Source organism: Streptomyces sp. Je 1-79 (genome assembly GCF_025195125.1).
GTDB lineage: Bacteria > Actinomycetota > Actinomycetes > Streptomycetales > Streptomycetaceae > Streptomyces.
Genome location: NZ_JAMGSL010000004.1, coordinates 128549 through 154068, shown reverse-complemented (window position 1 = coordinate 154068; position 25520 = coordinate 128549). Strand labels below are relative to the sequence as shown.

Annotated in this window: 22 protein-coding genes; 9 read left to right on the top strand and 13 right to left on the bottom strand. The window is 72.9% G+C overall.

All coding sequences use genetic code 11. The features are described from left to right. Nucleotides 1–101: 101 nt before the first annotated feature. The 9 genes from M5362_RS08680 to M5362_RS08640 form a co-directional block, all read right to left on the bottom strand. Nucleotides 102–1106 carry a sugar phosphate isomerase/epimerase gene (locus M5362_RS08680; RefSeq protein ID WP_260226794.1) on the bottom strand — a complete coding sequence of 335 codons (1005 nt, stop codon included), beginning with the start codon at nt 1104–1106 and terminating at the stop codon, nt 102–104. A gap of 67 nt (nt 1107–1173) precedes the next feature. Then, entirely contained in the window at nt 1174–2382 is a 1209-nt protein-coding gene (locus M5362_RS08675) for a Gfo/Idh/MocA family protein (protein ID WP_260226793.1), read from the bottom strand. 64 nt (nt 2383–2446) lie between these two features. Further along, nucleotides 2447–3484, bottom strand: coding sequence for a substrate-binding domain-containing protein (locus tag M5362_RS08670; protein WP_260226792.1), 1038 nt, complete (start codon nt 3482–3484; stop codon nt 2447–2449). A gap of 62 nt (nt 3485–3546) precedes the next feature. After that, a complete protein-coding gene (locus tag M5362_RS08665) occupies nt 3547–4566 on the bottom strand; it encodes an ABC transporter permease (protein WP_260226791.1) in 1020 nt (339 codons plus the stop codon). After that, nucleotides 4563–6053: a sugar ABC transporter ATP-binding protein gene (locus tag M5362_RS08660; RefSeq protein ID WP_260227145.1), complete on the bottom strand. Its 1491-nt coding sequence runs from the start codon at nt 6051–6053 to the stop codon at nt 4563–4565. The genes M5362_RS08665 and M5362_RS08660 overlap by 4 nt, the downstream gene beginning before the upstream one ends. A 296-nt stretch (nt 6054–6349) precedes the next feature. Continuing rightward, nucleotides 6350–7531 carry an ROK family transcriptional regulator gene (locus tag M5362_RS08655; RefSeq protein WP_260226790.1) on the bottom strand — a complete coding sequence of 394 codons (1182 nt, stop codon included), beginning with the start codon at nt 7529–7531 and terminating at the stop codon, nt 6350–6352. A 247-nt stretch (nt 7532–7778) separates the two neighbouring features. Then, a complete protein-coding gene (locus M5362_RS08650) occupies nt 7779–8423 on the bottom strand; it encodes a class F sortase (protein ID WP_260226789.1) in 645 nt (214 codons plus the stop codon). 73 nt (nt 8424–8496) lie between these two features. Continuing rightward, nucleotides 8497–9315, bottom strand: coding sequence for a hypothetical protein (locus M5362_RS08645; protein ID WP_260226788.1), 819 nt, complete (start codon nt 9313–9315; stop codon nt 8497–8499). A gap of 179 nt (nt 9316–9494) precedes the next feature. After that, a complete protein-coding gene (locus tag M5362_RS08640) occupies nt 9495–10442 on the bottom strand; it encodes a beta-ketoacyl-ACP synthase III (protein ID WP_260226787.1) in 948 nt (315 codons plus the stop codon). A 254-nt stretch (nt 10443–10696) separates the two neighbouring features. Here M5362_RS08640 and fdhD point away from each other — a divergent pair, with 254 nt between their 5' ends. Further along, a complete protein-coding gene (gene fdhD / locus M5362_RS08635) occupies nt 10697–11545 on the top strand; it encodes a formate dehydrogenase accessory sulfurtransferase FdhD (protein WP_260226786.1) in 849 nt (282 codons plus the stop codon). A gap of 120 nt (nt 11546–11665) precedes the next feature. Here fdhD and M5362_RS08630 read toward each other — a convergent pair whose 3' ends face one another. The 3 genes from M5362_RS08630 to M5362_RS08620 all read right to left on the bottom strand — a co-directional run bounded on the left by M5362_RS08630 (nt 11666) and on the right by M5362_RS08620 (nt 13843). Continuing rightward, nucleotides 11666–12082 carry a (2Fe-2S) ferredoxin domain-containing protein gene (locus tag M5362_RS08630; RefSeq protein ID WP_260226785.1) on the bottom strand — a complete coding sequence of 139 codons (417 nt, stop codon included), beginning with the start codon at nt 12080–12082 and terminating at the stop codon, nt 11666–11668. Next, a complete protein-coding gene (locus M5362_RS08625) occupies nt 12079–12600 on the bottom strand; it encodes an isochorismatase family protein (RefSeq protein WP_260226784.1) in 522 nt (173 codons plus the stop codon). The genes M5362_RS08630 and M5362_RS08625 overlap by 4 nt, the downstream gene beginning before the upstream one ends. Before the next feature lie 208 nt (nt 12601–12808). Further along, a complete protein-coding gene (locus M5362_RS08620; RefSeq protein ID WP_260226783.1) occupies nt 12809–13843 on the bottom strand; it encodes a bile acid:sodium symporter family protein in 1035 nt (344 codons plus the stop codon). 125 nt (nt 13844–13968) lie between these two features. Between M5362_RS08620 and M5362_RS08615 the strand changes: the two genes are divergently transcribed. The 6 genes from M5362_RS08615 to M5362_RS08590 all read left to right on the top strand — a co-directional run bounded on the left by M5362_RS08615 (nt 13969) and on the right by M5362_RS08590 (nt 22844). Then, nucleotides 13969–14859 (top strand): LysR substrate-binding domain-containing protein, encoded by an 891-nt coding sequence (locus tag M5362_RS08615; RefSeq protein WP_260226782.1) that lies wholly within the window; start codon nt 13969–13971, stop codon nt 14857–14859. Nucleotides 14860–15133: 274 nt separating this feature from the next. Next, nucleotides 15134–16957 carry a long-chain fatty acid--CoA ligase gene (locus M5362_RS08610; RefSeq protein ID WP_260226781.1) on the top strand — a complete coding sequence of 608 codons (1824 nt, stop codon included), beginning with the start codon at nt 15134–15136 and terminating at the stop codon, nt 16955–16957. 113 nt (nt 16958–17070) lie between these two features. Beyond that, nucleotides 17071–18339, top strand: coding sequence for an ABC transporter substrate-binding protein (locus M5362_RS08605; protein WP_260226780.1), 1269 nt, complete (start codon nt 17071–17073; stop codon nt 18337–18339). A 12-nt stretch (nt 18340–18351) separates the two neighbouring features. Beyond that, on the top strand, nt 18352–21156 hold the full coding sequence (locus tag M5362_RS08600) for an ATP-binding cassette domain-containing protein (protein WP_260226779.1): 2805 nt from the start codon (nt 18352–18354) through the stop codon (nt 21154–21156). Next, nucleotides 21153–21956, top strand: a complete 804-nt coding sequence (locus M5362_RS08595) for an ABC transporter ATP-binding protein (protein WP_260226778.1) — start codon at nt 21153–21155, stop codon at nt 21954–21956. Before M5362_RS08600 ends, M5362_RS08595 begins: the two co-directional genes overlap by 4 nt. Before the next feature lie 93 nt (nt 21957–22049). Next, a complete protein-coding gene (locus M5362_RS08590; RefSeq protein WP_260227144.1) occupies nt 22050–22844 on the top strand; it encodes an aldo/keto reductase in 795 nt (264 codons plus the stop codon). Between the two features lie 131 nt (nt 22845–22975). On the opposite strand, the gene M5362_RS08585 is transcribed toward M5362_RS08590, so the two are convergent. Beyond that, nucleotides 22976–23932 carry an NADP-dependent oxidoreductase gene (locus M5362_RS08585; RefSeq protein WP_260226777.1) on the bottom strand — a complete coding sequence of 319 codons (957 nt, stop codon included), beginning with the start codon at nt 23930–23932 and terminating at the stop codon, nt 22976–22978. Nucleotides 23933–24036: 104 nt separating this feature from the next. Here M5362_RS08585 and M5362_RS08580 point away from each other — a divergent pair, with 104 nt between their 5' ends. Both M5362_RS08580 and M5362_RS08575 read left to right on the top strand, forming a co-directional pair. Beyond that, the gene (locus M5362_RS08580) at nt 24037–25038 is read left to right on the top strand and encodes a GlxA family transcriptional regulator (RefSeq protein ID WP_260226776.1); all 1002 of its coding nucleotides are present in this window, start codon (nt 24037–24039) and stop codon (nt 25036–25038) included. Next, the gene (locus M5362_RS08575; protein WP_260226775.1) at nt 25035–25499 is read left to right on the top strand and encodes an RICIN domain-containing protein; all 465 of its coding nucleotides are present in this window, start codon (nt 25035–25037) and stop codon (nt 25497–25499) included. Before M5362_RS08580 ends, M5362_RS08575 begins: the two co-directional genes overlap by 4 nt. The last annotated feature ends 21 nt before the right edge of the window (nt 25500–25520 follow it).

Below are 25520 nucleotides of genomic sequence, written 5' to 3'. Positions count from 1 at the left end.
CTGTCGAACTTTTCACAGCGACAGGACAAAGCCTGCGGAGGGCACGGCGGAGCAGCCCGGGTGGCATCACCGTCACCCAGGCGCTCACCTGTGCCGTCGGGTCAGTCGTGGCCGCCGAAGGCCGCGTCGAAAGAGGCCGCGGGCGGGTCGAAGTCGTACCGCTTGAGATGGGCAAGCGCTTCCGGAGCGCCCGTCAGCCGGTCCATCCCGGCGTCCTCCCACTCCACGGAGACGGGCCCCGCGTAGCCGATCGAGCGGAGCATCCGGAAGACGTCCTCCCACGGCACGTCACCGTGCCCGGCCGAGACGAAGTCCCAGCCGCGCCGGGGGTCGCCCCACGGCAGGTGCGAGCCGAGCCGCCCGTTGCGCCCGTCGAGACGTTTGCGGGCCTCCTTGCAGTCCACGTGGTAGATCCGGTCGCGGAAGTCCCAGAGGAAACCGACCGGGTCCAGGTCCTGCCAGACGAAGTGGCTCGGGTCGAAGTTCAGCCCGAAGGCCGGCCGCCGGTCCACCGCGTCGAGCGCCCGCTGCGTCGTCCAGTAGTCGTACGCGATCTCGCTCGGGTGGACCTCGTGCGCGAAGCGCACCCCCTCGGCGTCGAAGACGTCCAGGATCGGGTTCCAGCGCTCCGCGAAGTCCTCGAAGCCGCGCTCGACCATCCGCTCCGGGACCGGCGGGAACATCGCCACCAGATGCCAGATCGACGAGCCGGTGAAGCCGATGACGGTGTCGACGCCGAGGGCGGCGGCGGCCCGGGCGGTGTCGGCGAGCTCGCGCGCCGCCCGCTGCCGTACACCTTCCGGCTCGCCGTCACCCCAGATCCGGGCCGGCACGATCGCCTGATGGCGTTCGTCGATGGGGTGGTCGCAGACGGCCTGGCCCACGAGGTGGTTGGAGATCGCCCAGCACTTCAGGCCGTACTTCTCCAGGAGGGCGCGGCGGCCGTCGACGTACGACGGGTCGGCGAGGGCCTTGTCGACCTCGAAGTGGTCGCCCCAGCAGGCGAGTTCGAGGCCGTCGTAGCCGAAGTCACGGGCGAGCCGGCAGACCTCCTCCAGCGGCAGGTCGGCCCACTGGCCGGTGAAGAGGGTGAAGGGACGGGTCACGGTCGAAGCCTCCTAGGGCGTGTTTCGGAAGTAGCGTCGTCCGCCCGAAGGGCGGGGCCGGGACGCCCTAGACCTGTACGGGGGTGTAGACGGCGTTCTTCTCGGCGCTCTCCTCCACGGCCGCCAGCACCCGCTGGACCTGGAGCCCGTCGGCGAAGGACGGGGCGGGGCGGCCCCCCGACGCGACGGCGAGGACCAGGTCGCGGGCCTGGTGCACGAAGGTGTGCTCGTAGCCGAGCGCGTGGCCCGGAGGCCACCAGCCCTCCAGGTACGGATGGTCCGGCTCGGTCACCAGGATCCGGCGGAAGCCCGCGGACGCGGCCGGCTCCGTGTGGTCGTGGAAGGAGAGCTCGTTGAGCCGCTCCAGGTCGAAGGCGAGCGACCCCTTCTCCCCGTTGATCTCCAGACGCAGCGCGTTCTTCCGGCCCGCCGCCATCCGGGTCGCCTCGAAGGAGGCGAGCGCCCCGGAGGCGAGCCGCCCGGTGAAGAGCGCGGCGTCGTCCACCGTCACCGTCCCGTACGAGCCGCCCGTGGCCGCGCCGGAGAGTCCGGCCGAGACGCCGGCGAGCAGCGGACGTTCCCGTACGAAGGTCTCGGTGAGCGCCGAGACCCCGACCAGGAGCTCCCCCGCGAGGTACTGCGCGAGGTCGACGGCGTGCGCGCCGAGATCGCCGAGGGCCCCGGAGCCCGCGTGCTCGCGCTCCAGGCGCCAGGTCAGCGGGAACGCGGGGTCGACGAGCCAGTCCTGGAGGTAGGTGACCCGTACGTGCCGCAGCGCTCCGAGCCTGCCGTCGGCGACGAGCCGGCGGGCGTACGCGACGGCCGGGACCCGCCGGTAGTTGAAGCCGACCATGGCGACCTGGCCACGGGCGGCCGCCGCCTCCGCGGCGGCGACCATGGCCTCGGCCTCCGCGACCGAGTTGGCGAGCGGCTTCTCGCAGAGGACGTGCTTGCCCGCCTCCAGCGCGGCGACGGCGATCTCCGCATGACTGTCGCCCGGGGTGCAGACGTCCACGAGCTGGACGTCGTCACGGGCGACGAGCGCACGCCAGTCGGTCTCGGCGGCCGCCCAGCCGTGCTGGGCGGCCGCCGCCCGTACCGCGGCCCGGTCACGGCCGGCGACGGCGGCGAGCACGGGTCGCAGCGGCAGGTCGAAGACACGCCCCGCGGTGCGCCACCCTTGTGAGTGGGCGGCGCCCATGAACGCGTAGCCGACCATGCCGATGCCGAGTGACGGCGCCGTGGCCTCGCCGGCCTCGCTCTCCCGCTGTTCCATACGGTTCCTCCTCATCGGTTGCACGGTGGGGGGTGCCGGGCTCGGGCCGGCGGCCGGACCCCGGTCAGCTGAAGCCGGTGGGCAGGTACTCGTCGACGTTCTCCTTGGTCACGACGGCCGAGTAGAGGGTGATGGAGGCCGGGATCTCCAGCTCCGACATGCCCCCGACGCCCTTCTTCTGGCCGAGCGCGCGGGCCAGGTCGATGGCGGAGGCGGCCATGGTCGGCGGGTAGAGGACGGTGGCCTTGAGCACGCCGTCGTCGGCCTTGATGGCGTCCATCGCGGACTTGGCGCCCGCGCCACCGACCATGAGGAAGTCCTTGCGGCCGGCCTGGGCGATGGCCCGCAGAGCGCCCACGCCCTGGTCGTCGTCGTGGTTCCACAGGGCGTCGAACTTCGACTGGGCCTGGAGGAGCTGGGCCATCTTGGCCTGACCGGACTCGACGGTGAAGTCGGCGGCCTGGCGGGCCACCTTGCGGATGTTGGGGTAGTTCTTGAGGGCGTCGTCGAAGCCCTGGGTGCGCTGCTTGGTCAGCTCCAGGCTGTCCATGCCGGCGAGCTCGATGACCGTGGCGTTCGGCTTGTCCTTGAGCTGCTCGCCGATGTAGCGGCCCGCGTTGAGGCCCATGCCGTAGTTGTCGCCGCCGATCCAGCAGCGGTAGGCCTGCGGGGAGGCGAAGACGCGGTCCAAGTTGATGACGGGGATGCCCGCCTTCATGGCCTGGAGGCCGACCTGGGTGAGCGCCTTGCCGTCGGCGGGCAGGATGACCAGGACGTCGACCTTCTTGTTGATCAGGGTCTGGATCTGGCCGATCTGGGTCGCGGTGTCGTTGGAACCCTCGGTGATCTCCAGGGTGACCTCGGAGTACTTCTTCGCGCGCTCCTTGGCGTTCTGGTTGATGGCGTTGAGCCAGCCGTGGTCGGCCTGGGGGCCGGCGAAGCCGATGGTGACGGGGGTGCCGGGCTTGTCGTCGGCGGCGGGGATGTTGCTCGCGGCCGGGGCGGCGTTCTTGGGCTCGTTGCTGGTGCAGGCGGTGAGGAGCGCGCCGGCGGAGACGGCGGCGGTGCCGAAAAGCAGTCCTCTGCGGCTGGTTTCTGGCATGGCGATGGATCCCTTCGGGGGTGAGGGAGATGCGGGGAGAACGGGGGCGAGGGAGGTGGGGGTCAGGCCTCGCCGTGGCGCGCGGTGCGGCGCTGGACCAGGACGGCGGCGACGATGATCGCGCCCTTGGCGATCTGCTGGACGTCGCTCTGCAGGTTGTTGAGCGCGAAGATGTTGGTGATCGTGGTGAAGACCAGGACACCGAGGACGGAGCCGACGATCGTGCCGCGGCCACCGGTGAGCAGGGTGCCGCCGATGATCGCGGCGGCGATGGCGTCGAGTTCGTACAGATTGCCGTTGGTGTTCTGGCCGGAGCCGGAGAGGATGATCAGCAGGAAGGCCGCGATCCCGCAGCACAGCCCGGAGAGCAGATAGAGGTAGAGGCGCTGCCGGCGTACGTCGATGCCGGCGAGCCGGGCGGCTTCCGCGTTGCCTCCGACGGCGACGGTGCGGCGGCCGAAGGTGGTCCGGTTGAGGACCAGCCAGCCGACGACGGTGACGGCGGCGAAGACGAGGACCAGCGGCGGGATGCCCAGGATGTAGGCGTCGGGGATGCCGAGGTCGAGTACGGAGTCGACGGTGACGATCTGCGTCCGGCCGTCGGTGATCTGCAGGGCGAGACCGCGGGCCGAGGCGAGCATGGCGAGGGTCGCGATGAAGGGGACCATCCCGCCGTACGCGATGAGCAGTCCGTTCACCAGGCCGCAGCCGAGGCCCACGACGACGGCCGTGAAGAGGATGCCGGCGAACCCGTACTCCTGTGTCGCCAGCGTCGTCGCCCATACGGAGGCGAGGGCGACGATCGCGCCGACGGAGAGGTCGATGCCGCCGCTGGTGATGACGAAGGTCATGCCGACGGTGACGACGCCGATCACCGAGGCCTGGGTGAGGACGAGTTGGAGGTTGGAGACGGCGAGGAACTCGTCGGGCCGGGTCAGGCCGCCGACCGCGATCAGGACGGCGAGCACCCCGAGCAGGGAGAGATTGCGGACGTCGGCGCGCAGCCCGAGCGGGATGCCGCGCGGACGCCCGCCGCCGTCCTGCGCAGGCGCCTCGGGGTTCTTGGCGGTGGACAGCGTCATGACGTGGGGCTCCCTTCCATCACGAGGTCGAGTACGCGGTGTTCGTCGAGCTCGCGGGCGGGGGCCGTGTGGACGACACGGCCCTCCCTGAGCACCAGGACGCGGTCGGCCAGGCCCAGGACCTCGGGCACTTCGCTCGACACGAGGAGGACGGCGAGGCCGTCGTCGGCGAGACGGCGGATGACGGCGTACAGCTCGGCGCGGGCGCCGACGTCGACACCGCGGGTCGGTTCGTCCAGCAGGAGGACGCGGCAGCCGCGCAGCAACCAGCGGGCGAGGACGGCCTTCTGCTGGTTTCCGCCGGAGAGGGTACGGATCGGGGCGTCGGGGTTGTCGGGCCTCAGGGACAGTTCCCGGGTGGCCGCCCGGGACGCCTCGCGTTCGCCGCCGCGGTCGATCCAGCCGGCGCGCGAGAAGCGCGCGAGCGTGGAGACCGAGACGTTTCGGGTGACGGACTCCAGCATCAGCAGGCCCTGGGCCTTGCGCTCCTCGGGGGCGAGACCGAGGCCGGCGCGGACGGCGGCGCGGACGCTGCCGGGGCGCAGGGCGCGGCCGTCGACGAGGACCCGGCCGGCGGTGGCCTTCCGGGCGCCGAAGACCGTCTCCAGGATCTCGGAACGGCCCGATCCGACGAGCCCGGCGAGGCCGACGATCTCCCCGGGCCGCAGTTCGAGGTCGACGGGGTCGAACTCGCCCTCCCTGGCGAGGCCCTGGAGCTGGAGCACGGGTGGAGCGGCCGGGGGGTCGGCGGGGCGCGGCGGGAAGACGTACTCGACGTTGCGGCCCGTCATCAGGGCAACGATGTCACCGGTGGGGGTGGAGGCGGCGGGCAGGCCGCCGGCCACGGCGCGGCCGTCCTTGAGGACGGTGACCCGGTCGCCGATGCGGCGGATCTCCTCCAGGCGGTGGGAGATGTAGACGACGGCGACACCGTCCGCGGTGAGGTCGGCGACGATACGGAAGAGGTTGTCGACCTCGTCGGGGTCGAGGGCGGCCGAGGGCTCGTCCATGACGATGAGCCGGACGTCGTGGGAGAGGGCGCGGGCCATCGAGACGATCTGCTGCTGCGCGGCGGAGAGGTCGCCGACGCGGCGGGCGGGGTCGATCTCGGGATGGCCGAGCCGCTTGAGGAGCGCGGCCGTGGATGCCTTGGCGGCGCGGCCGCGGACGACGAATCCCGCCGTGGTGGGCTCGTGGCCGAGGTGGACGTTCTCGGCGACGCTCAGCCCTTCGACGAGGTCGAGCTCCTGGTAGATGGTGGCGATGCCGAGGCGCATGGCGGCGATCGGGGAGCGGAGCTGGACGGGTTCGCCGCGCCAGGTGATCCGGCCGCCGTCGGGCTGGTGGGCGCCCGCGAGGACCTTGATCAGGGTGGACTTCCCGGCGCCGTTCTGGCCGAGGAGGCAGTGGACCTCGCCGGGGGCGACCTCGAGGTCGACGCCGTCGAGGGCGCGGACGCCGGGGAAGGACTTGGTGATGGCGGACATGGTGAGCAGGGGTGGCGGCTCTTGCGGCATGGGTGGGATCCCCTCGGCGGGTGCGGGTGGCGCCTGAGCGAGTGGGGGCTGGGGCGGGTCCGGCGGGACGGGCCGGCGGGTGGGACGGCGGAACAGGCCGGCGGACGGGCCGTTGGGTGGGTCGGGGCGGGACAGGCCGGGCGGATGGGTCGGCGGGACGGGCCAGCGGGTGGGCCGGCGAGGGCCGGCGGGACGGGTCGGCGAGTGGGTCGGCGTCACCCGTTCCGCCGTCCGGAACGGGTGCCGACGGACCACCGGCAGGCGGGTTACGCCGGGGAGAAGAGGTGGTCGCTGATGAGGCGGGCCGCGCCGATCACTCCGGCGGTCGGGCCCAGCTCGCCCAGCACGATGGGGAGATTGCCGGTGGCCAGCGGCAGGGACTGCCGGTAGACCTGGGTGCGGACACTGGCGAGGAGGTTGTGACCGAGGCCGGTGACCCCGCCGCCGATCACCACCAGACCGGGATTGAAGAAGCTGACGAGTCCGGCGATGACCTGCCCGACCCGGTTGCCGCCCTCGCGGATGAGGGCGAGTGCGGTGGCGTCCCCGGCGGCGGCCGCCGCTGCGACGTCCACCGCCGTGAGCCGGCCGGCCGCCGCGAGGCGTCCGGCGAGCTCGTCCGACCGGCCCGCGCGCGCCGCGTCCTCGGCGTCGCGGGCCAGGGCGGCGCCGCTGAAGTGGGCCTCCAGGCAGCCCTTGTTGCCGCACGCGCAGGAGCGGCCGTCCGGTTCCACCTGGATGTGCCCGATGTCGCCGGCACTGCCCGTCGTACCGCGGTAGACCTGACCGCCGACGACGATGCCGCAGCCGATGCCCGTACCGATCTTGACGCAGAGGAAGTCGCCGACCGAGCGGGCGACACCGGCGTGCTGCTCCCCCATGGCCATGAGGTTCACGTCGTTGTCGACCATGACCGGGCAGCCGAGTTCCTGGCTGAGCGCCTCCCGCACGGGGAAGCCGTCCCAGCCGGGCATGATCGGAGGTGCGACCGGGATGCCCTCGGGGAAGCGGACCGGACCGGGGACGCCGATGCCGGCACCGTCGAAGCCCTCGGCGAGCCCGGAGGCGCGCAGTTTGGACGCCATGGCGAGCGCCTGCTCGAAGACGGCGACCGGGCCCTCGCGGACGTCCATGGGGTGGTTGAGATGCCCGAGCACCTCCAACTCGGCGTTGGTGACGGCCACGTCGACGGACGTGGCACCGATGTCGATGCCGAGGAAGCGGAGTTCGGGGGCGAGCCTGATGTTGTGCGAACGGCGCCCGCCGCGGGAGGCGGCGAGACCGTCCGCGACGACGAGGCCGGTCTCGAGGAGCCGGTCCACCTCGACGGCCAGCTTGGAGCGCGAGAGGTCGATCTGATCGCCCAGCTGCGCACGGGAGTTGGGACCTCCGTCGCGCAGCAGGCGCAGCAGTCGCGCCTGGTGCGCGTTGGCGGGTCGTGCCGTCATGCGTCTCACGCGCCCCTCCCCTGACGATTCGGCGAAGCCCTTCGTTCGGCGGTCTCCTCCGGGCTTTCGAGGGGAACGTAGCAGTGGCGTCCGGGAGTGGGAAGAAGTTGCGCAGCAATCCGGACCGACTTTTTCCCCAGTGAGGACAAAGCTCGGTCGGGAAGCGACGCGGAAGACGGTTCCGAGGGCGGTGCGGCAGGGGTGCGGCAGCCGGTGCGCAACGGCGTCGCCCCGGACGCCGGGCCGCTCAGCGCACCTCGGTCAGACGGGCGGAGACGACGACGTTTCCGGAGTATCCGCGCCGGGGAGAGAAGGCTCCCCCGCAGGTGAGGAGGCGCAGCTCGGGCCGGGCGGACGCGCGGTAGATCCGCTCGGCCGGGAAGCCCTCCTTCGGGACGACCTCGATGCCGTACACGGAGAAGACGGCCGTCCTGCCGTCCTGGCGGACGATCTCCACGCGCTGCCCCTTCTTCAGCGCCCCGAGCTCGTGGAAGACGCTCGGCCCGTCCGGGGTGTCGACATGGCCGACGACGACCGCCGTGCCCTTCTCTCCGGGGGTGACCGCGCCGGTGAACCAGCCGGCGAGACGCGTCTCGTACGCGGGCGGTGTGGCGATCCACCCTTCGGGGTCGAGGCCGACGGGCGTGAGGGGCGCGTCGAGGCGTACGGCGGGGGCGCGGACGCGCGTGGGCCGGGAGGCCGACAGCGGATCCGGGCCCGGCGCGGGGGCGAGGGCGGGCGCGTGGCCCGGGGCCGCGGCCGCGAGCGGCTGAGGGGGGCCTCCGGCCCGCCACTCCTCCGTACCGCCCCGCACCAGGTGGACCCCTACGAGCAGGACGACGGCGACGACGCCCCACGCGCCGCGCCTGGACGATCCGCTCGACCCGTGCACGATTCGCACTCCCGGTGTACGCGATGGCGCTCCCCCGCCCCGGACCTCGTCACCCCGGGGCGGAGAAGCCGTATCAGCCGCGGCCGTCCGCGCGCCGACGGCGCAGCAGCAGCACACCGCCGCCGCCGAGCGCGCCCGCGATCAGCGCGGTGCCCGTGGCGGCCTCGACGGCACCGAGCTGCCCGGCGCCGCCACCGAAGCCGGCCTTGACGCCCTTCTGGGCGCCGGTGTCGTGGCCACCCGTGGAGGTGCCGGTGGAGCCCCCGGCGACGACGAGGGCGGCGGTCCCCTTCTCGCCCTTGCAGTCGAAGGTGACCTGGTACTCCGCGCCGATCCTGGCCTCGACGTCGACGGTCGCGGTCCCCGCACGGCCCTCGGTGAGCGTGACGGTCTCGAAGATCCCGGAGGTGACGGTCACGGAGGGGGCCTCGCAGGCGTCGGACTTCAGCGTGACCGTGCCGCCGGGGGCCACCGTCGAGGGCGAGACGGAGAAGCCGAACGAGGTGATGTTCTGCCCGGTGCCGTCCGGCGGAGCGACGACGCTCGCGGTGGGCTCTTCCTGCGCGCCGTCGACGGGTGGTTCCTCGACGGGTGGTTCCTCGACGGGCGCCGCTTCGGCGGGCGTCCCGACGCCCGCCGCACTGTCGACGGGCGTTCCGCCCTCCTGCGCACCGCCGGAGGGCGTTGCGCCGACCGACGTACCCGTACCCGCGCTCCCCGTGCCCGCGCCCGCCGTGTCCTCGGTCCCCGTGCTCGCGCTCCCCGTGCCCGCGCTCGACGCGCCTTCGCCCGCCGTGCCCGCGCTTTCGTCGGCCAGGGCGGCCGTCGGCGCGGTGAGCGAGAGGGCGACCGTGGCGAGCAGGGCCGCGGAAGCAACACGTATCGCGCGCATGGCGATCCTCCAGATCGGACGAGGGACGCCCGGCGGCCAGTCGCCGCGTACGGCGGGAGATGTCCCTCGCCCCGTCCGAAGCTAGGGCGGCCCCGGGCCCCTCGCCACCGGGCTCCGCCGAACGGGGCCCCCTGCAACTCGCCCGCACCAAGGGCGCGGGCGGCCACGGCCGCGCGGGGTCACGGAACGCGGACGACCTGCCCCGCGTACGAGAGGTTGCCGCCGAAGCCGAAGAGCAGGGTCGGCGCCCCCGACGGGAGCTCCCCCCGCTCGACCAGCTTGGCGAGCGCCAGCGGGATCGAGGCCGCCGAGGTGTTGCCGGACTCGACCACGTCGCGCGCCACGACCGCGTTGACCGCGCCGATCTTCGCGGCGAGCGGCTCGATGATCCGCAGGTTCGCCTGGTGCAGCACGACGCCGGCCAGCTCCTCGGGCGCGAGCCCCGAGCGCGCGCACACCTGGCGGGCGAGGGCGGGCAGCTGCTGGGTGGCCCAGCGGTAGACGGACTGGCCCTCCTGCGCGAAGCGCGGCGGGGTGCCCTCGATACGGACGGCGTGGCCCATCTCCGGGACGGAACCCCACAGCACCGGCCCGATGCCGGGCTCGGCGTCGTCCGCCACGGCTTCGACGACCGCGGCGCCCGCCCCGTCGCCGACGAGCACGCAGGTGGTGCGGTCGGTCCAGTCCGTGACCTCGGTCATCTTGTCGGCGCCGATGACCAGGGCGCGGCGGGCGGACCCCGCCCGGATCGCGTGGTCGGCGGTGGCGAGGGCGTGGGTGAAGCCGGCGCAGACCACGTTGAGGTCCATGGTGGCGGGCGAGCCCATGCCGAGCCGGGCGGCGACGCGGGCCGCGGTGTTGGGCGAGCGGTCGATCGCCGTGGAGGTGGCGACGAGGACCAGGTCGATGTCGGCGGCGCCCAGACCGGCGGCGGCGAGCGCCTTGCCGGCGGCGTGCGCGGCGAGCTCGTCGACCGGCTCGTCGGGTCCGGCCATGTGGCGGGTCCTGATGCCGACGCGGCTGCTGATCCACTCGTCGCTGGTGTCGACCAGCGCGGCCAGGTCTTCGTTGGTCAGCACCTTGGCGGGCTGATAGTGCCCGAGCGCGGCGATACGAGTGCCCGTCATGCCCGGGACCCCCTTGGGTTCTGTGACGCGTGGTGCGCTTGCGCCGTTCAAGCGGAAGCAGGACCACCCAGTCTTGCCAGCGACTGATGGGTAACCGGGCACGTAAACCACCAAGATTCGCCCGTACCTGTTGGGAGACCGTGACAACGGGGAGGAACGGGCGGGCGCCGGATGCGGTGTCGGCCATGACCCGTGGCAACCTCTGTATCAAGGGCCGTTTCGGCTTCCCGCACGTACAGAATCGGGTGTAACCAATGGGACGGGTCACCGAGCGACGGCGCGTCATCCGGATCCGGGGCGCGGCCGTCAACGAACGCCCGGACACGCTGGTGGCCGAGGAGCCGCTGGAGATCCGGCTGAACGGCCGCCCGCTCGCCATCACCATGCGCACGCCAGGCGACGACTTCGCGCTCGCCGCCGGGTTCCTGGTCAGCGAGGGGGTGCTCGGCGCCGCGTCCGACGTACGGAACATCGTGTACTGCGCGGGCGCCAAGGACGACGGCACGAACACGTACAACGTGGTGGACGTCCAGCTGGCGCCCGGTGTGCCCGTCCCGGACATCACCCTGGAGCGGAACGTGTACACGACGTCGTCGTGCGGGCTGTGCGGCAAGGCCAGCCTGGACGCCGTACGGACCACGGCGCGCTTCCCGATCGCCGACACTCCCCCGCTCCGGCTCACGCCCGAGCTGCTCGCCCGCCTCCCCGACCGGCTGAGGGCCGCGCAGCGGGTCTTCGACCGGACCGGGGGACTCCACGCGGCGGCGCTGTTCTCGGAGGACGGCGAGCTGCTCGACGTACGGGAGGACGTGGGCCGCCACAACGCGGTGGACAAGCTGGTCGGCCGGGCCCTGAGCGACGGGCGGCTGCCGCTGGACCGGGCGGTCCTGCTGGTCTCCGGCCGGGCCTCGTTCGAGCTGGCGCAGAAGGCGGTGATGGCGGGCATCCCGGTGCTCGCGGCGGTCTCCGCGCCGTCCTCGCTGGCCGTGGACCTGGCCGCGGAGACCGGGCTCACGCTGGTCGGCTTCCTGCGCGGCCAGGACATGAACGTGTACGCGGGCGAGCACCGGATCGCCCTCGGGGCCGCGGCCTCCCAGGGCTGACGGGACCCGCGCGCCGCACGGGTCGGGCCATCGGAGGGCGGGGAGCGCCGCACGGGGTCGGGCCATCGGACGGCGGGCGCCCCCTGCGCCGGCCGGTCCCGCGCCCCCGTCGGCGGCGCTCTAACGCGCGCGGCGTCCGGCGCGGGTGCGGGTCGTCCCGGTCGGCGGGTCGATCATCTGGAGCGTGAGGGTCGCCGGGGGTTCGGCGATTCCGGGGCCGCCCGCCGCGGTCCACGCGAGGATGTCGTCGAGGCAGTCGTCGTCCGCGGTGAAGCCGATCCACGCGGCGCGCCCGCCGCGGCGGCGGCCCTCGGTGGAGGGCTGGACCACGACGACGTTGGCCTGCGCGCAAGGGCCGAGGCAGTCGCTCGTACGGACGGACAGCCGGCCGCCGGATTCCGCCGCGGCGTGACGGAGCCGGGCGAGCTGGCCCTCGTGGTCGACACCGGGGTTCTTGCCCGCGTCGCCGCAGCAGCAGCCGCGGCAGACGACGAGGGAGCAGGGGCGGGCGCCGTAGCGTATCGGTACGGGAGTCACTCGGGTCCGTCCAGGGTGATCGTGTCGACGGGGGCGACGGTGCCGAGGCGCGGGAAGTCCAGGGTCACCGAGGCGTGGTGCTCGTCGGCGGTGAGGGCGGCCATGGCGTCCTCGGCGAAGACCGGTCCGTAGCCGAGGTCGCAGGCGGCGCGGGCGGTGGACTCGACGCCGAGGTTGGTGGCGATGCCGGCGAACACGACGGTGGTGACCGTGTGCTCGGCGAGGAGTGCGTGCAGGCCGGTGTCCTGGAACCCCCCGATCGTCCGCTTGACGACCACGTGGTCGCCCGGGTGGACGAGGGTGGGGACGAGGTCGCTGCCGGGCGGCTGGGTCTCGACGTTCGGCCGCTCGACCCTGAGGTGGACGACGGGCGCGCCGACGGCCCGGAAGGTCTGGGCGAGTCGGTCCGCGGCGGCGACGACGTCGGTTCCGGGGCGGGGGGCGAGCGGCAGCGCGACGATGCGTTCCATCAGGTCGACGAGGACGAGGGCGGTGCGGCCGGGATCGAGTGCGGGCATGGGAGCACGGTAGCGGGCTCGATGATCATCGGGAGCGGTGCGGGGACGTGATCCCGCCAACGCCGACGCCGGTGCGGAGACGTGACCGCGTCGACGCCGACGGTCGCGGCGGGGACGTGCCCCTTGCGAACGCCGAGGCCGGTGCGGGGACGTGACGCCCGTGCGGGGACCTGACCCTGCCGACGCCGGCGCCGCCCCCCGGGCCGCCTCAGCCCGACGCCGTCGCGGCCTCCGTGGCCCGCTCGGGCGGCGCCGCCGCGCTGCCCGGCTCCGGGTCCCGCGCGCGGCGCTTGGCGATCACCGCGCAGACCATCAGCTGCATCTGGTGGAAGAGCATCAGCGGAAGGACCGCCAGCGAGGCCTGGGCCCCGAACAGCACGCTCGCCATCGGCAGCCCGGCCGCCAGGCTCTTCTTCGAGCCCGCGAACTGGATCGCGATCCCGTCCGCCCGGTCGAAGCCGAGCCGCTGCGCGCCGAACCAGGTCAGCGTCAGCATCACGGTGAGCAGGACCGCCTCGACCAGGAGCAGGAGTCCGAGCCGCGCGGGGGTGACCTGGTGCCAGATGCCGGCGACCATGCCGTGGCTGAAGGCCGTGTAGACGACGAGCAGGATCGAGCCCCGGTCGACGTACCCCAGCACCTTCTTCCTCCGTACGAGGAACCCTCCGACCCAGCGCCGCAGCAGCTGCCCCGCCAGGAACGGCACGAGCAGCTGGAGCACGATCTTCAGCAGGGAGTCGGCCGAGAACCCGCCCGCGCCTCCGCCGATCAGGAGCGCGGCGAGCAGCGGGGTGAGCACGATCCCGGCCAGGGAGGAGAAGGAGCCCGCGCAGATCGCGGCCGGGACGTTCCCCCGGGCGATCGAGGTGAAGGCGATGGAGGACTGGACGGTGGACGGTACGAGGCAGAGGAAGAGCAGGCCGCTGTAGAGCGGGGGCGTCAGAACGGCCGGTACGAGCCCCTTCGCCGCGAGCCCGAGAAGCGGGAACACGACGAAGGTGGCCGCGAGGACGGAGAGATGGAGCCGCCAGTGCTTGAGCCCGTCCAGCGCCTCGCGGGTGGAGAGCCGCGCGCCGTAGAGGAAGAACAGCAGGGCGATGGCCGCCGTCGAGGCCCCGTCGGCGACGCTCGCGGCGGTGCCGGAGGCGGGCAGCAGGGCCGCCAGGCCCACCGTGCCCAGCAGCGCCGCGATGTACGGGTCGATCGGCGGCCGGGACGGCAGAAGGGTGGTACGGCGGCTCATGTGCTCCACTGCTCTCGGACGACAGGTCGTGCCTGCCCATCCTGCTCCCCGGAACGGCGATCGGGAATCCCGTACAGCGCTTTTACTGTCATCACGCATCACGATGACCGTCTAGTCTGGACGTCGTGTACGAACCCGCGCAGCTCCGTACCTTTCTCGCCGTCGCCCAGACGCTGAGCTTCACCCAGGCCGCCCGGCGGCTCGGTGTGCGCCAGTCGACCGTGAGCCAGCATGTGCGGCGTCTCGAGGACGCCGTCGGGCGGCCGCTGTTCACCCGTGACACCCACAGCGTCGAGGTGACGGAGGACGGCGAGGTGATGCTCGGCTTCGCCCGGACGATCCTGCAGGCCCACGAGCGGGCCGCCGCCTTCTTCACCGGGACCCGGCTGCGCGGACGGCTGCGGTTCGGTGCCTCGGAGGACTTCGTGGTGACCCGGCTGCCGGAGATCCTGGAGTCCTTCCGGCGCGAGCACCCCGAGGTGGATCTGGAGCTGACGGTCGAGCTGTCCGGGACGCTCGAGGCGCGGCTGGAGTCGGGGCGGCTCGATCTGATCCTCGCCAAGCGGCGCACGGAGGAGAGCGGGGGCGAGCTGGTCTGGCAGGACTCGCTGATCTGGATCGGCTCACCGGGGCTGCGGCTCGATCCGGACCGTCCGGTGCCGCTGATCGTCTTCCCGCCGCCCGGCATCACCCGCGCCCGGGCGCTCGAAGCGCTGGGGGCGCAGGGGCGGCCCTGGCGGATCGCGTGCACGAGCAGCAGCCTGAGCGCCAACATCGCGGCGGCCCGTGCCGGTCTCGGGGTGATGGCGCACACCCGGGGACTGGTGCCGCCCGGCCTCACGCCGCTGCCCGCCAGGGCGGGGCTGCCGGAGCTGGGCGATGTCGACTTCGTTCTGCGCAAGGGCCGGCGGCGCGGGGCGGCCCAGGAGGCGGCCGACGCCCTTGCCTCGGCGATCCTCGCCGGTGGCGACCGGCTCCACCGGCCCCGCCGGTCCTCCGGTCCCCTGCCCCCGTGAGCCCCTCGGCCCCCTCCGCCCCGGGGCCTCGGCCCCGTGTGCGGTGGGCGAGGTGAGCAGCCGGTACAGATTCCGTGGAGATTGCGGCGCACCCTGCTTACTCCTCGGTCAGTAACGACCGCCGACCGCCTGCCACTTAGCTCCTCCCCCTCCCCTGACCTGTGACGACACCCAATGTCCCGGCTTGGTGAAGGCCCTCCCGCCCGTCAGTCGGGTGGGGTACCGTCACCCGCGCCGTACGGAGCGCGACAACGAGCGGTCGAGGAGCAGGTCATTGCGCGAGTTCACCGTGCCGCCCATCGAGGCGGCGCCTCAGGTCGGCGGTCTGGCGGACGCCGTGTTCGACCATGCCGAGCAGACTCCCGACCGGGTCGCGCTCGGCCGCAAGGACGGCGCCGGCCAGTGGCAGGACGTGACGTCCGCGCAGTTCCGGGACGAGGTGCTGGCGCTCGCCAAGGGGCTGATCGCGCACGGCGTACGGTTCAACGACCGGGTCGCCATCATGGCCAGGACCCGCTACGAGTGGACGCTGTTCGACTTCGCGCTGTGGACGGTGGGCGCCCAGTCGGTGCCGATCTACCCCACGTCCTCGGCCGACCAGGTCTACTGGATGCTGCACGACGCGGAGGTCACGGCCTGCGTGGTGGAGCACGAGGACCACGCGATGACGATCGGCTCGGTGGTCGACCGGCTGCCCCGCCTCAAGCGGCTGTGGCAGCTGGACGCGGGCGCGGTCGAGGAGCTCACCGCGGCGGGCGCCGAGATCGACGAGGACGTCGTGCAGCGGCACCGTCGGGCGGTGACACCGGAATCCGTGGCCACGATCATCTACACCTCGGGCACCACGGGCCGCCCCAAGGGCTGTGTGATCACCCACTCCAACTTCATGTTCGAGACGGACATGCTGGTCGGCCGCTGGGAGCCGGTCTTCCACTCCAAGCCCGGCGACGAGGCGTCGACCCTGCTCTTCCTGCCGCTCGCCCATGTCTTCGGGCGCATGGTGGAGGTGGCGGCGATCCAGAGCGGGGTGAAGCTGGGCCATCAGCCGGCCCTGCAGGCCTCGGCGCTCCTGCCCGATCTGGCCGCCTTCCGGCCGACGTTCATCCTGGCCGTGCCGTACGTCTTCGAGAAGGTGTTCCACGCCGCCCGCCGCAAGGCGGAGAGCGCCGGGAAGGTGGGCCCCTTCGACAAGGCGGTCGACGTGGCGGTCAAGTACGCCGAGGCGATGGAGCACAGGGCGTTCGGGATCGGCCCCGGCCCGTCGGCCGGTCTCCGGATGCAGCACCAGTTCTTCGAGAAGGTCGTGTACGGGAAGGTCCGCGAGGCCATGGGCGGGCGGGTCCGGCACGCGATGTCGGGCGGCTCGGGCATGGACCGTCGCCTGGGCCTCTTCTTCGAGGGCGCCGGGGTGACGGTGTTCGAGGGGTACGGCCTGACGGAGTCCTCGGCGGCGGCGACGGCGAATCCGCCCGAGCGCGTCAAGTACGGGACGGTCGGGCAGCCGGTTCCGGGGACGACGGTGCACATCGCCGAGGACGGTGAGGTGTGGCTGCACGGCGGTCAGGTCTTCTCCGGGTACCTCAACAACCCGCAGGCCACCGCCGCCGTCCTCAACGACGGCTGGCTGGCCACCGGCGATCTGGGAATGCTCGACGAGGACGGCTATCTGACCATCACCGGGCGGAAGAAGGAGATCCTGGTGACGTCGGGCGGCAAGAGCGTCTCGCCGTCCGGGCTGGAGGAGCGCGTACGGGCACATCCGCTGATCGCCCAGTGCATCGTGGTGGGCAACGACCGCCCGTACATCGCGGCGCTGGTGACGATGGATCAGGAGGCGGTCGAGCACTGGCTGGCGATGCAGGGACGGGCGCCGATTCCGGCCGCCGAACTGGTACGGGACCCGACCCTGGAGACCGAGATCCGGCGGGCCGTCGTGGCGGCCAACACCCTGGTCTCACAGGCGGAGTCCATCCGGACGTTCCGGATCCTGGCCCATCCGTTCAGCGAGGAGCACGGCCTGCTCACACCCTCCCTGAAGCTGAAGCGCAAAGCGATCGAGAAGGCGTACGCGACGGAGGTCGCGGCGCTGTACGGCTGACCGTGACGCCGGTCAAGGGCTTCTGACGCATCATCAATTGACGCTGCATCAGTTATTGACGGTTCATCAGCCCGGTCACAGAATGCGGTCACCCGACGGAGGGACCACCGACCGTGCCGCGACCGATCCGCACCCTCGCCGCCGCAGCGGCGGCCCTGCTCCTCGCCACCGCCTGCAACTCCGCCTCCACCGGAGGGACTTCGGAGAAGGCCGGCCCCTCCGGCTCCTCCGTACGCGGAGTGACCGCCGACGCGATCAAGGTCGGCGGCATCGTCTCCATGACCACCGCCAGCGGCTACTCCAAGAAGGACACCGACCTCGGCGCGAAGGCGCGCTACGACCGCGCCAACGCCGAGGGCGGGATCAACGGCCGGAGGATCGACTACCTCGGCGCCGAGGACGACGGTCAGGATCCGGCCAGGAACCTGGCCGCGGCCCGCAAGCTCGTCCAGCAGGACAAGGTCTTCGCCGTCTCCCCCATGAGCTCGGTCACCTTCGCCGGGGCCGACTTCCTCGACGGCCGGAAGGTCCCGACCGTGGGCTGGGGCACCCTCCCCTCGTTCTGCGGTCCGCGGCACATCTACGGCTTCAACGGCTGTCTCGTCCCCACCCCCGGCGGCACCCTCAACCAGACCTGGCCGGAGGGGCTCGCCGCCGTCCTCGGTGGTTCGCGCGGCAGGTCGGTCGCGCTGATCGCGGGCGACAACGACGCCGGCAAGTTCGGCATCCGTACCTTCACCCAGGGGTTCAAGGCGGCCGGCTTCCAGGTCCCCTACGCCAAGGCCGTGGTGCCCGCGACCTCGATGCCCAGCGACTGGTCGGCGTACACCAAGGAGATCCTGCGCTCGGGCCCCGGCGGCCGCGCCCCCGACGCCGTCGTCTCCGTGATGCAGACGCCGTACAACATCGGCCTGTTCACCGCCCTCAAGCGGGCCGGGTACAGGGGCCTGCTCTCCGATCCGACGGACTACGACCCCGGGCTGCTCGAGAAGGACGCGACGAAGCAGGCGCTCGACGGGGTGCACGTGCTGCTGCAGTTCCAGCCGTTCGAGGCCGACAGCCCCGCGATGCGGCAGTTCAAGGCGGACATCAGGAAGGCGGCGGGCGACAAGGACGTGCCGCTCAACATGCACATGATGACGGGGTACATGAGCGCCGACCTCTTCCTCTCGATCGCCGAGAAGGCGGGCAAGGACCTCACCGTCGAGTCGTTCCAGAAGGCGGCGGACGGCTTCTCCGACACCGGCACGCTCGTGGGCGACCGCGCCGAGCCCAAGGGGCAGAAGGAGAGCTTCGGCTGCGGGGCGCTGGTCCGGCTGAAGGACGGGCGGTACGAGGTGGCCGTGCCCTTCAGGTGCTATCCGCCGATCCCCTTCGGCTGAGGGGCGCGTCGCGTGGGTGACCTGCTGGGCTTCGTCCTGAGCGGGCTGGTCTCGGGCGCGCTGTACGCGCTGCTCGCGACCGGACTCGTCCTGTCGTACTCCGCCTCCGGACTCTTCAACTTCGCGCACGGCGCCACCGCCTACCTCTGCGCGCTGGCCTTCTACGAGCTGCACTCCGGCTTCGGCTGGCCGGCCGTGCCGACCGCGCTGCTGCTGGTGTTCGTGGTGGCGCCCGCGCTCGGCTGGGGACTGGACCGGCTGATGTTCCGCAAGCTCGCCGGGGTCGGCGAGACGGCGCAGATCGTGGCCACGATCGGTCTGCTGGTCGCCCTGCCGGCGGCCGGACTGTGGGTGGTCGAGCTCCTGGAACGGGCCGGTGCCCCGGTCCTGCCGGCCGAGAACCAGTTCGGCCTGCCCGGCGTCGGGCCGAGTCCGGCGGTGTCCTGGCAGCCCCTCGACGGCGTCGGCATCGACTCCGACCAGCTGATCACCTGGGTCGCGACCGCGCTCGCGGCCGCCGGGCTGTGGGTGCTGATGCGGCACACCCGGCTCGGGCTGCTGCTGCGGGCGGCCGTCGACAACCGCTCGCTGACCGAGCTGCGGGGAATCAGCGCGGACCGGCTCTCCTCGATCGCGTGGATGCTGTCGTCGGGCCTCGCGGGCCTGGCCGGTGTCCTCGCGACCCCGCTCCTCGGGCTCTCAGCCCACGACTACACCCTGTTCCTCTTCGTCTCCGCGACGGCGGCGGTACTCGGGCGGTTCGCGTCGGTACCTCTCGCGTTCGCGGGCGGGCTCGGGCTCGGGGTGCTCCAGAACCTGGTGGCCGGGTACTCCTCCTTCGCCGAGGACATCACCGGCTTCCGTACCGCCGTACCGTTCCTCATCCTCTTCGCCGGCCTCGTCGTCCTCGCGCAGCGCCGGCGCGCGGCGGGCACGGCGGCGGCGGACCCGCCACCGGTCGACTATCTGGCCGGGAAGGGCCTCGGCCGCCGATGGGGGGCCTGGGTGGTGGCGGGCGTCCTGCTCGGGACGGCCTTCTACACCGTCACCACGCCCTTCTGGAGCGGGATCCTGGCCCAAGGACTGGCGATCGGGCTGGTGTTCATGTCGTTCACCGTGGTCACCGGCCTCGGGGCGATGGTCTCGCTCGCCCAGGCGACGTTCGTGACCGGCGCCGCCCTGGTCGCCGGGCTGCTGATGAGCCACGGCTGGCCCTTCGTCGCCGCCGCCGCGGTCGGCACGGCCGCGGCGGCGCTGCTCGGCGCGGTGGTCGCGCTGCCCGCGCTGCGGCTGGGCGGGAGGTCGCTGGCGCTGGCCACGCTGGCCCTGGCCTTCCTCGCGGACCAGGTCCTCTTCCAGCTCGGGTGGCTGCGCAACGGCGACACCGGGTGGGAGATCCCCCGGCCGGTGGTGGGCCCGGTGGACCTGGCCGACGACCGGGCGCTGGGGCTCGCGCTCGTGGTGCTCTGCGGTGCGGTCGTGGCGCTGCTGACCTGGCTGCGCGGCTCCCGGTGGGGCCGGGCGGTCCTCGCGGTGCGATCGGCCCCGGAGGCCGCTTCGGCGTCGGGCGTGTCGGTGGTGCGGACGAAGCTCCTGCTCTTCACGGTGTCGGCGGGGCTCGCGGGCTTCGGGGGCGTGCTGTACGCCTCGTACAGCACACGGATCACGGCGACGGACTTCACGGCGATGACCGGTCTGGTGTGGCTGGCCGTCGTCGTGGCGGCGGGCGTGCGACGGCCGCAGTTCGCGGTGGTGGCGGGGCTGGTCTTCGCCGTGGTCCCGCACCTGCTGGCGACGTACGTCACGGAGTCCGCGCATCTGCCGGTGATCCTCTTCGGCCTGGCGGGCCTCGCGCTGGCGAACGACCCGGACGGCTACTGCGCGGCGTGGCCTTCCAGGCGGGCGGCACGGGCGAGCGCCCGAGCGGACGCACGCGCACGGGCCGGCGCCGGGGCCGGGGCGCGGGCGTCGGAGGACGCACGGCCGGAGGACGCACGGGGTGGCGCGCGGACGGCGGAGGACGCCCTTGTACGCCTGCCCGCGCCGCGCGTGGCCGGGTCGGACGCCGTCCGGGCCGGGGGTGCGGCCCGGGGGTCGGTCGACGGCCCCGCCACGGCGCCCTTCGCTCTCGAACTGCGGGGCCTGCGTGCCGGGTACGGCGGCGCGTCCGTGGTGCACGGTGTGGACCTCGCGGTGCGCGGCGGCGAGGTGCTGGTGCTGCTCGGTCCCAACGGCGCCGGGAAGTCCACCGTGTGCCGCGTGGCCGCGGGCCTGCTGCGGCCCGCGGGAGGTCTCGTACGCGTACGGGGTGAGGAGGCCACGCGGGACACGGCGGTCGCGCGGTCGCGGCGCGGGGTGCGGCTCGCACCCGAGGGGCGGGGGATCTTCGCCGGCCTCTCCATCGAGGAGAACCTGGCCTTCCAGCTGCCGGTGCCCGGGGACCGGGACGCCGTGTACGAGCGCTTCCCCGTGCTCGCCGCCCGCCGCACGGTTCCCGCCGGCTCGCTGTCGGGCGGGGAGCAGCAGCTCCTCGCGCTGGCGCCGCTGCTCCAGCACCCGCCGGACGTACTCGTCGCCGACGAACCCTCCCTCGGCCTCGCGCCCCGCGTCGTGGACGAGGTCTTCCGGCTCCTGACCGAGCTCCGCGCGCATGGCACCGCGCTGGTCCTGGTCGAGGAGAAGGCAGCCGAGGTGCTCGGCATCGCCGACACCGTCGCGTACCTCGCACAGGGGGAGATCGCCTGGACCGGGCCGCGCTCCGAGGTGGATCCGGACCGGCTCGCCGAGGCCTACCTGGGAACGGGAGTCCGCCGATGACAAGTGCGCTGCTCCGCGCGGAGGGGATCGGCGTCCGCTTCGGCGGCGTCCACGCCCTGCGCGACGTGTCGGTCGACGTCCGCCCCGGCGAGGTCTGCGGCCTGATCGGGCCCAACGGCGCGGGCAAGACGACGCTCTTCGACGTCCTGTCCGGGATCCGCCGGCCGGACGCGGGCGGGATCGAGTACGCCGGTACGGACATCACCCGCCGCTCCCCCGTCTGGCGGGCCCGGCACGGAATCCGCCGCACCTTCCAACGCCAGCAGCTCTTCGGGCAGTTGACGGTGGCCGACAACCTGGTCGTGGCGCAGGACTGGCGGGGCGGGCCGCGCCGGGGCGCGCGCGGCCACCGGGAACGGGCCGCCGCCGTGCTCCACGAGTGCGGGCTCGACGCGCTCGCGGGCTCGTACGCGGGAGCGCTGCCCGTCGGCCAGGCCCGCATGGTCGAGCTCGCCCGGGCGCTCGCCGACCCGCCCCGGGTCCTTCTGCTCGACGAGCCCGCCTCCGGCACGACCGCCGAGGAGCGCCGTCAGATCGCCGCCGTCGTGCGCCACGCGGCCGACGAGGAGAACTGCGCGGTGCTGCTCGTGGAGCACAACGTGGCCTTCGTGATGGAGCTGTGCTCGCGCGTCGTGGTGCTGGACCTCGGCCGGGTCCTCGCCGAGGGGACGCCCGCCGGGGTCCGGGCCGATCCGGCGGTCCGGGAGGCGTACCTCGGTGCCGCCGCGGGTACGGGCAGCCAGGCGGGCGCGTACACGGCTCCCGCCGAGGCGGAATGCGATCAGGCCCCCGATCGTTGACGCCAGGAGTACCGCCCCCCCCCCCGACGACGTAAGGATCAACCGCACGTGAGCAACAAGGTCCCCTCCCTCACCCTGAACAACGGCGTGGAGATGCCGCAGCTCGGCTTCGGCGTCTGGCAGGTGCCGGACGACGAGGCGACCAGGGCGGTGGCGACCGCCCTGGAGTCGGGTTACCGCTCCATCGACACGGCCGCGATCTACGAGAACGAGACGGGCACCGGCCGGGCGATCGCCTCCTCCGGCCTCCGCCGCGAGGAGCTGTTCGTCACCACCAAGCTGTGGAACAGCGAGCAGGGCCACGACGCGACGCTGCGGGCCTTCGACGCCTCGCTCGACAAGCTGGGCCTGGACTACGTCGACCTGTACCTGATCCACTGGCCGGTGCCGGCCAAGGACGCCTACGTCGACACGTACCGGGCGTTCGAGAAGATCTACGCCGACGGCCGCGCGAAGGCGATCGGCGTCTCCAACTTCCTTCCTGAGCACCTGGACCGGCTGATCGGCGAGACCTCCGTCGTCCCGGCCGTCAACCAGATCGAGCTCCACCCCCACCTTCAGCAGCAGGCCTCGCGCGAGGCGCACGCCCGGTACGGCATCGCGACCGAGGCCTGGTCGCCGCTGGGCCAGGGCAAGGGCCTCCTGGAGGTCCCGGCGATCGTGGCCGTGGCGCAGAAGCACGGCCGTACGCCGGCCCAGGTGGTGCTGCGCTGGCATCTGCAGACGGGGAACGTGGTCATCCCGAAGTCGGTGACGCCGTCCCGTATCCAGGAGAACATCGACGTCTTCGGCTTCGAGCTGGACGACGAGGACATGGCCGCGATCGCCGTCCTCGACGAGAACCGGCGCCTGGGTCCGAACCCGGGCGAGTTCAACGTCGGTGCCTGACACTTCGGCGCCCGACCTTCCGGAGCCTGATCGAGCGCGGCCCGCGGGGGCGCCGGATATCCGGTGCCTCCGCGGGCCTTCGCGCGATCGGACCGTCAGGCCGAGCGCGCCGAGTGCGGGCCCTCGCGCGGTCAGACCGTCAGGACGATCTTGCCGCGGGTGCGGCCGGACTCGCCGAGCTCGTGGGCCTTGGCCGCCTCGGCCAGCGGCAGGACGGTGTCGATCTCCGGCCGCAGCCGGCCCGTCTCCACCAGCTCGGCGAGGCCGAGCAGCCCGGCGTAGTCGGGCTCGACGAGCGTGAAGCCGGTGCGGATGCCGCGCTCCGACGCCGCGGGTACGGCGTCGGGCGAGGGAAGCGTCACCAGCGTGCCGCCGTCCCGCAGCACGGGCAGCGAGCGCGTGCCGTAGTCGGCTCCGTAGGTGTCGAGGACGATGTCCACGTCCCGTACGGCCTCCGCGAAGTCGGTGGTCGTGTAGTCGATCGGCTCGTCGACACCGAGGCCGCGCAGGAAGTCGTGCTTGGCCGCGCTCGCCGTGCCGATGACGTACGCGCCCCGGGCCTTGGCGATCTGCACCGCGAGGTGGCCGACGCCGCCGGCCGCCGCGTGGACCAGGACCCGCTGTCCGGGACGCAGGGCGGCCGTCTCGACGAGCGCCTGCCAGGCGGTGAGCCCGGCGAGCGGGAGCGCGGCGGCCTCCACGTGGGTGAGGCCGGCGGGCTTGCGGGCGAAGTGGCGCGCGGGAGCGGTGACGTACTCGGCGTAGGCACCGGCCTGTTCCGGGAAGCGGGGCATGCCGAAGACCTCGTCACCGGGCGCGTAGAGCGTGACGCCGAGGCCGACGGCCTCGACGACGCCGGAGACGTCGTAGCCGAGGACCGGGGTCTCGCCCCACATGCCGAAGCCTCCGGTGGCGCGGGACTTCCAGTCGATCGGGTTGAGACCCGCCGCGTGGACCCGGACGAGGATCTCGGTCGGCCCCGGCTCGGGCCGGGCGACCCGGGTCTCGGCGAGGACCTCGGGGCCGCCCCACGCGGTGGCGGCGATCGCGCGCATGGTGGCGGGGGCTGCGGTGGGGGTGTCGTTCATGGGGAGACGCTCCTGGTGGCGGTGTTTCCTGGTCCTCCCCAGCTTCGAGGCGGCTCCCCTCCACCAGTACTGGCCAGAACGCCATGATGTGACAGAATCTGGCCATGACCACCATCGTGTCACCGCACCGGGTCGCCGTACTGGCTCTGGACGGAGTGATCCCCTTCGAGCTGGGCATCCCCTCCCGGATTCTCGGCGCCGCGTTCGACGACGACGGCGCGCCCCTCTACGACGTCCGCGTGTGCACCCTCGACGGTGCCCCGGTCCGCACCTCCGACGGCTTCTCGATCGTCGCCGAGCACGGGCCCGAGGAGCTTGCGGTGGCCGACACCGTCGTCGTACCCCCCACCCACGAGCTGCGGACCCTCGCCGACGAGGGCCGCCTGGCGGCCGAGGTGCAGGGGGCGCTGGGGCTGATCAGGCCCGGCACGCGGGTGGTGTCGATCTGCACGGGCGCGTACGCGCTGGCGGCGGCCGGACTGCTCGACGGGCGCCCCGCCACCACCCACTGGTGGGAGGCCGCCCACTTCCGGTCCCTCTTCCCGGACGTACGGCTCGACGAGGACGTGCTGTTCGTGGACGACGGGGACGTCCTGACCTCGGCGGGGGCGGCGGCCGGGGTCGACCTCTGCCTCCACCTGGTCCGACGGGACCACGGCAGCGCCACCGCCAACGCGGTCGCGCGACGCTGTGTCGTCCCGCCGTGGCGGGACGGCGGTCAGGCGCAGTACATCGAGCGCCCGGTCCCCGAGCCGGCCACGACCACCACCGCCCCCACCCGCGCGTGGGCGCTCGAACGGCTCGACCGGCCGCTGACGCTGACGGAGCTGGCCGGGCACGCGCGGATGAGCGTACGGACCTTCACGCGCCGCTTCAGGGACGAGGCGGGGACGACTCCGGGTCAGTGGCTGACCGCCCAACGGGTCGAGCTGGCCAAGCAGTTGCTGGAGACCAGCGATCTGACGGTCGACCACATCGCCGACCGGACCGGGTTCGGCAGCGGGAACTCGCTGCGTCAGCACATGCGCGCCCTGGTCGGGATCTCCCCGGCCGCCTACCGGCGCGCCTTCCATCTCACGGCCAAGGAAAAGGAGTTCGCCCTGTGAGCGGTTCGCCCACACCGGTCGAGGAGGGTCTCTACCGGGTACGGAACGTGGCCAGCGGGCTGCTCCTGGAGGTGTTCGAGGGATCGGGCCGCAGCGGCGCCAACGTGCAGCAGGGCAAGGAGAACGGCACGCCCGGCCAGCACTGGCACATCGTGCCGGTGCCGAACGGCGGAGGACTGCACCACCTGGTGAACGCGGCGAGCGGCAAACGGCTGGACGTGGCGAACGCCTCGACGGAGAACGGCGCCAACATCCAGCAGTGGAAGGCGAACAACTTCGGCGCTCAGGAGTGGATCATCGAGCAGGACCTCCAGTCGCCGGGCACGGTGGCGCTGGTCAGTTTCATCAGCGGGCTGCTGCTGGAGGTCGAGGACGGCTCGATGGACGACGGCGGGAACGTGCGGCAGTGGGAGGACACCGACTCCCCCTCCCAGTGGTGGCAGTTGGAGCCGGTGTCCTGACCCGCCGGGGGCCGCCGATCG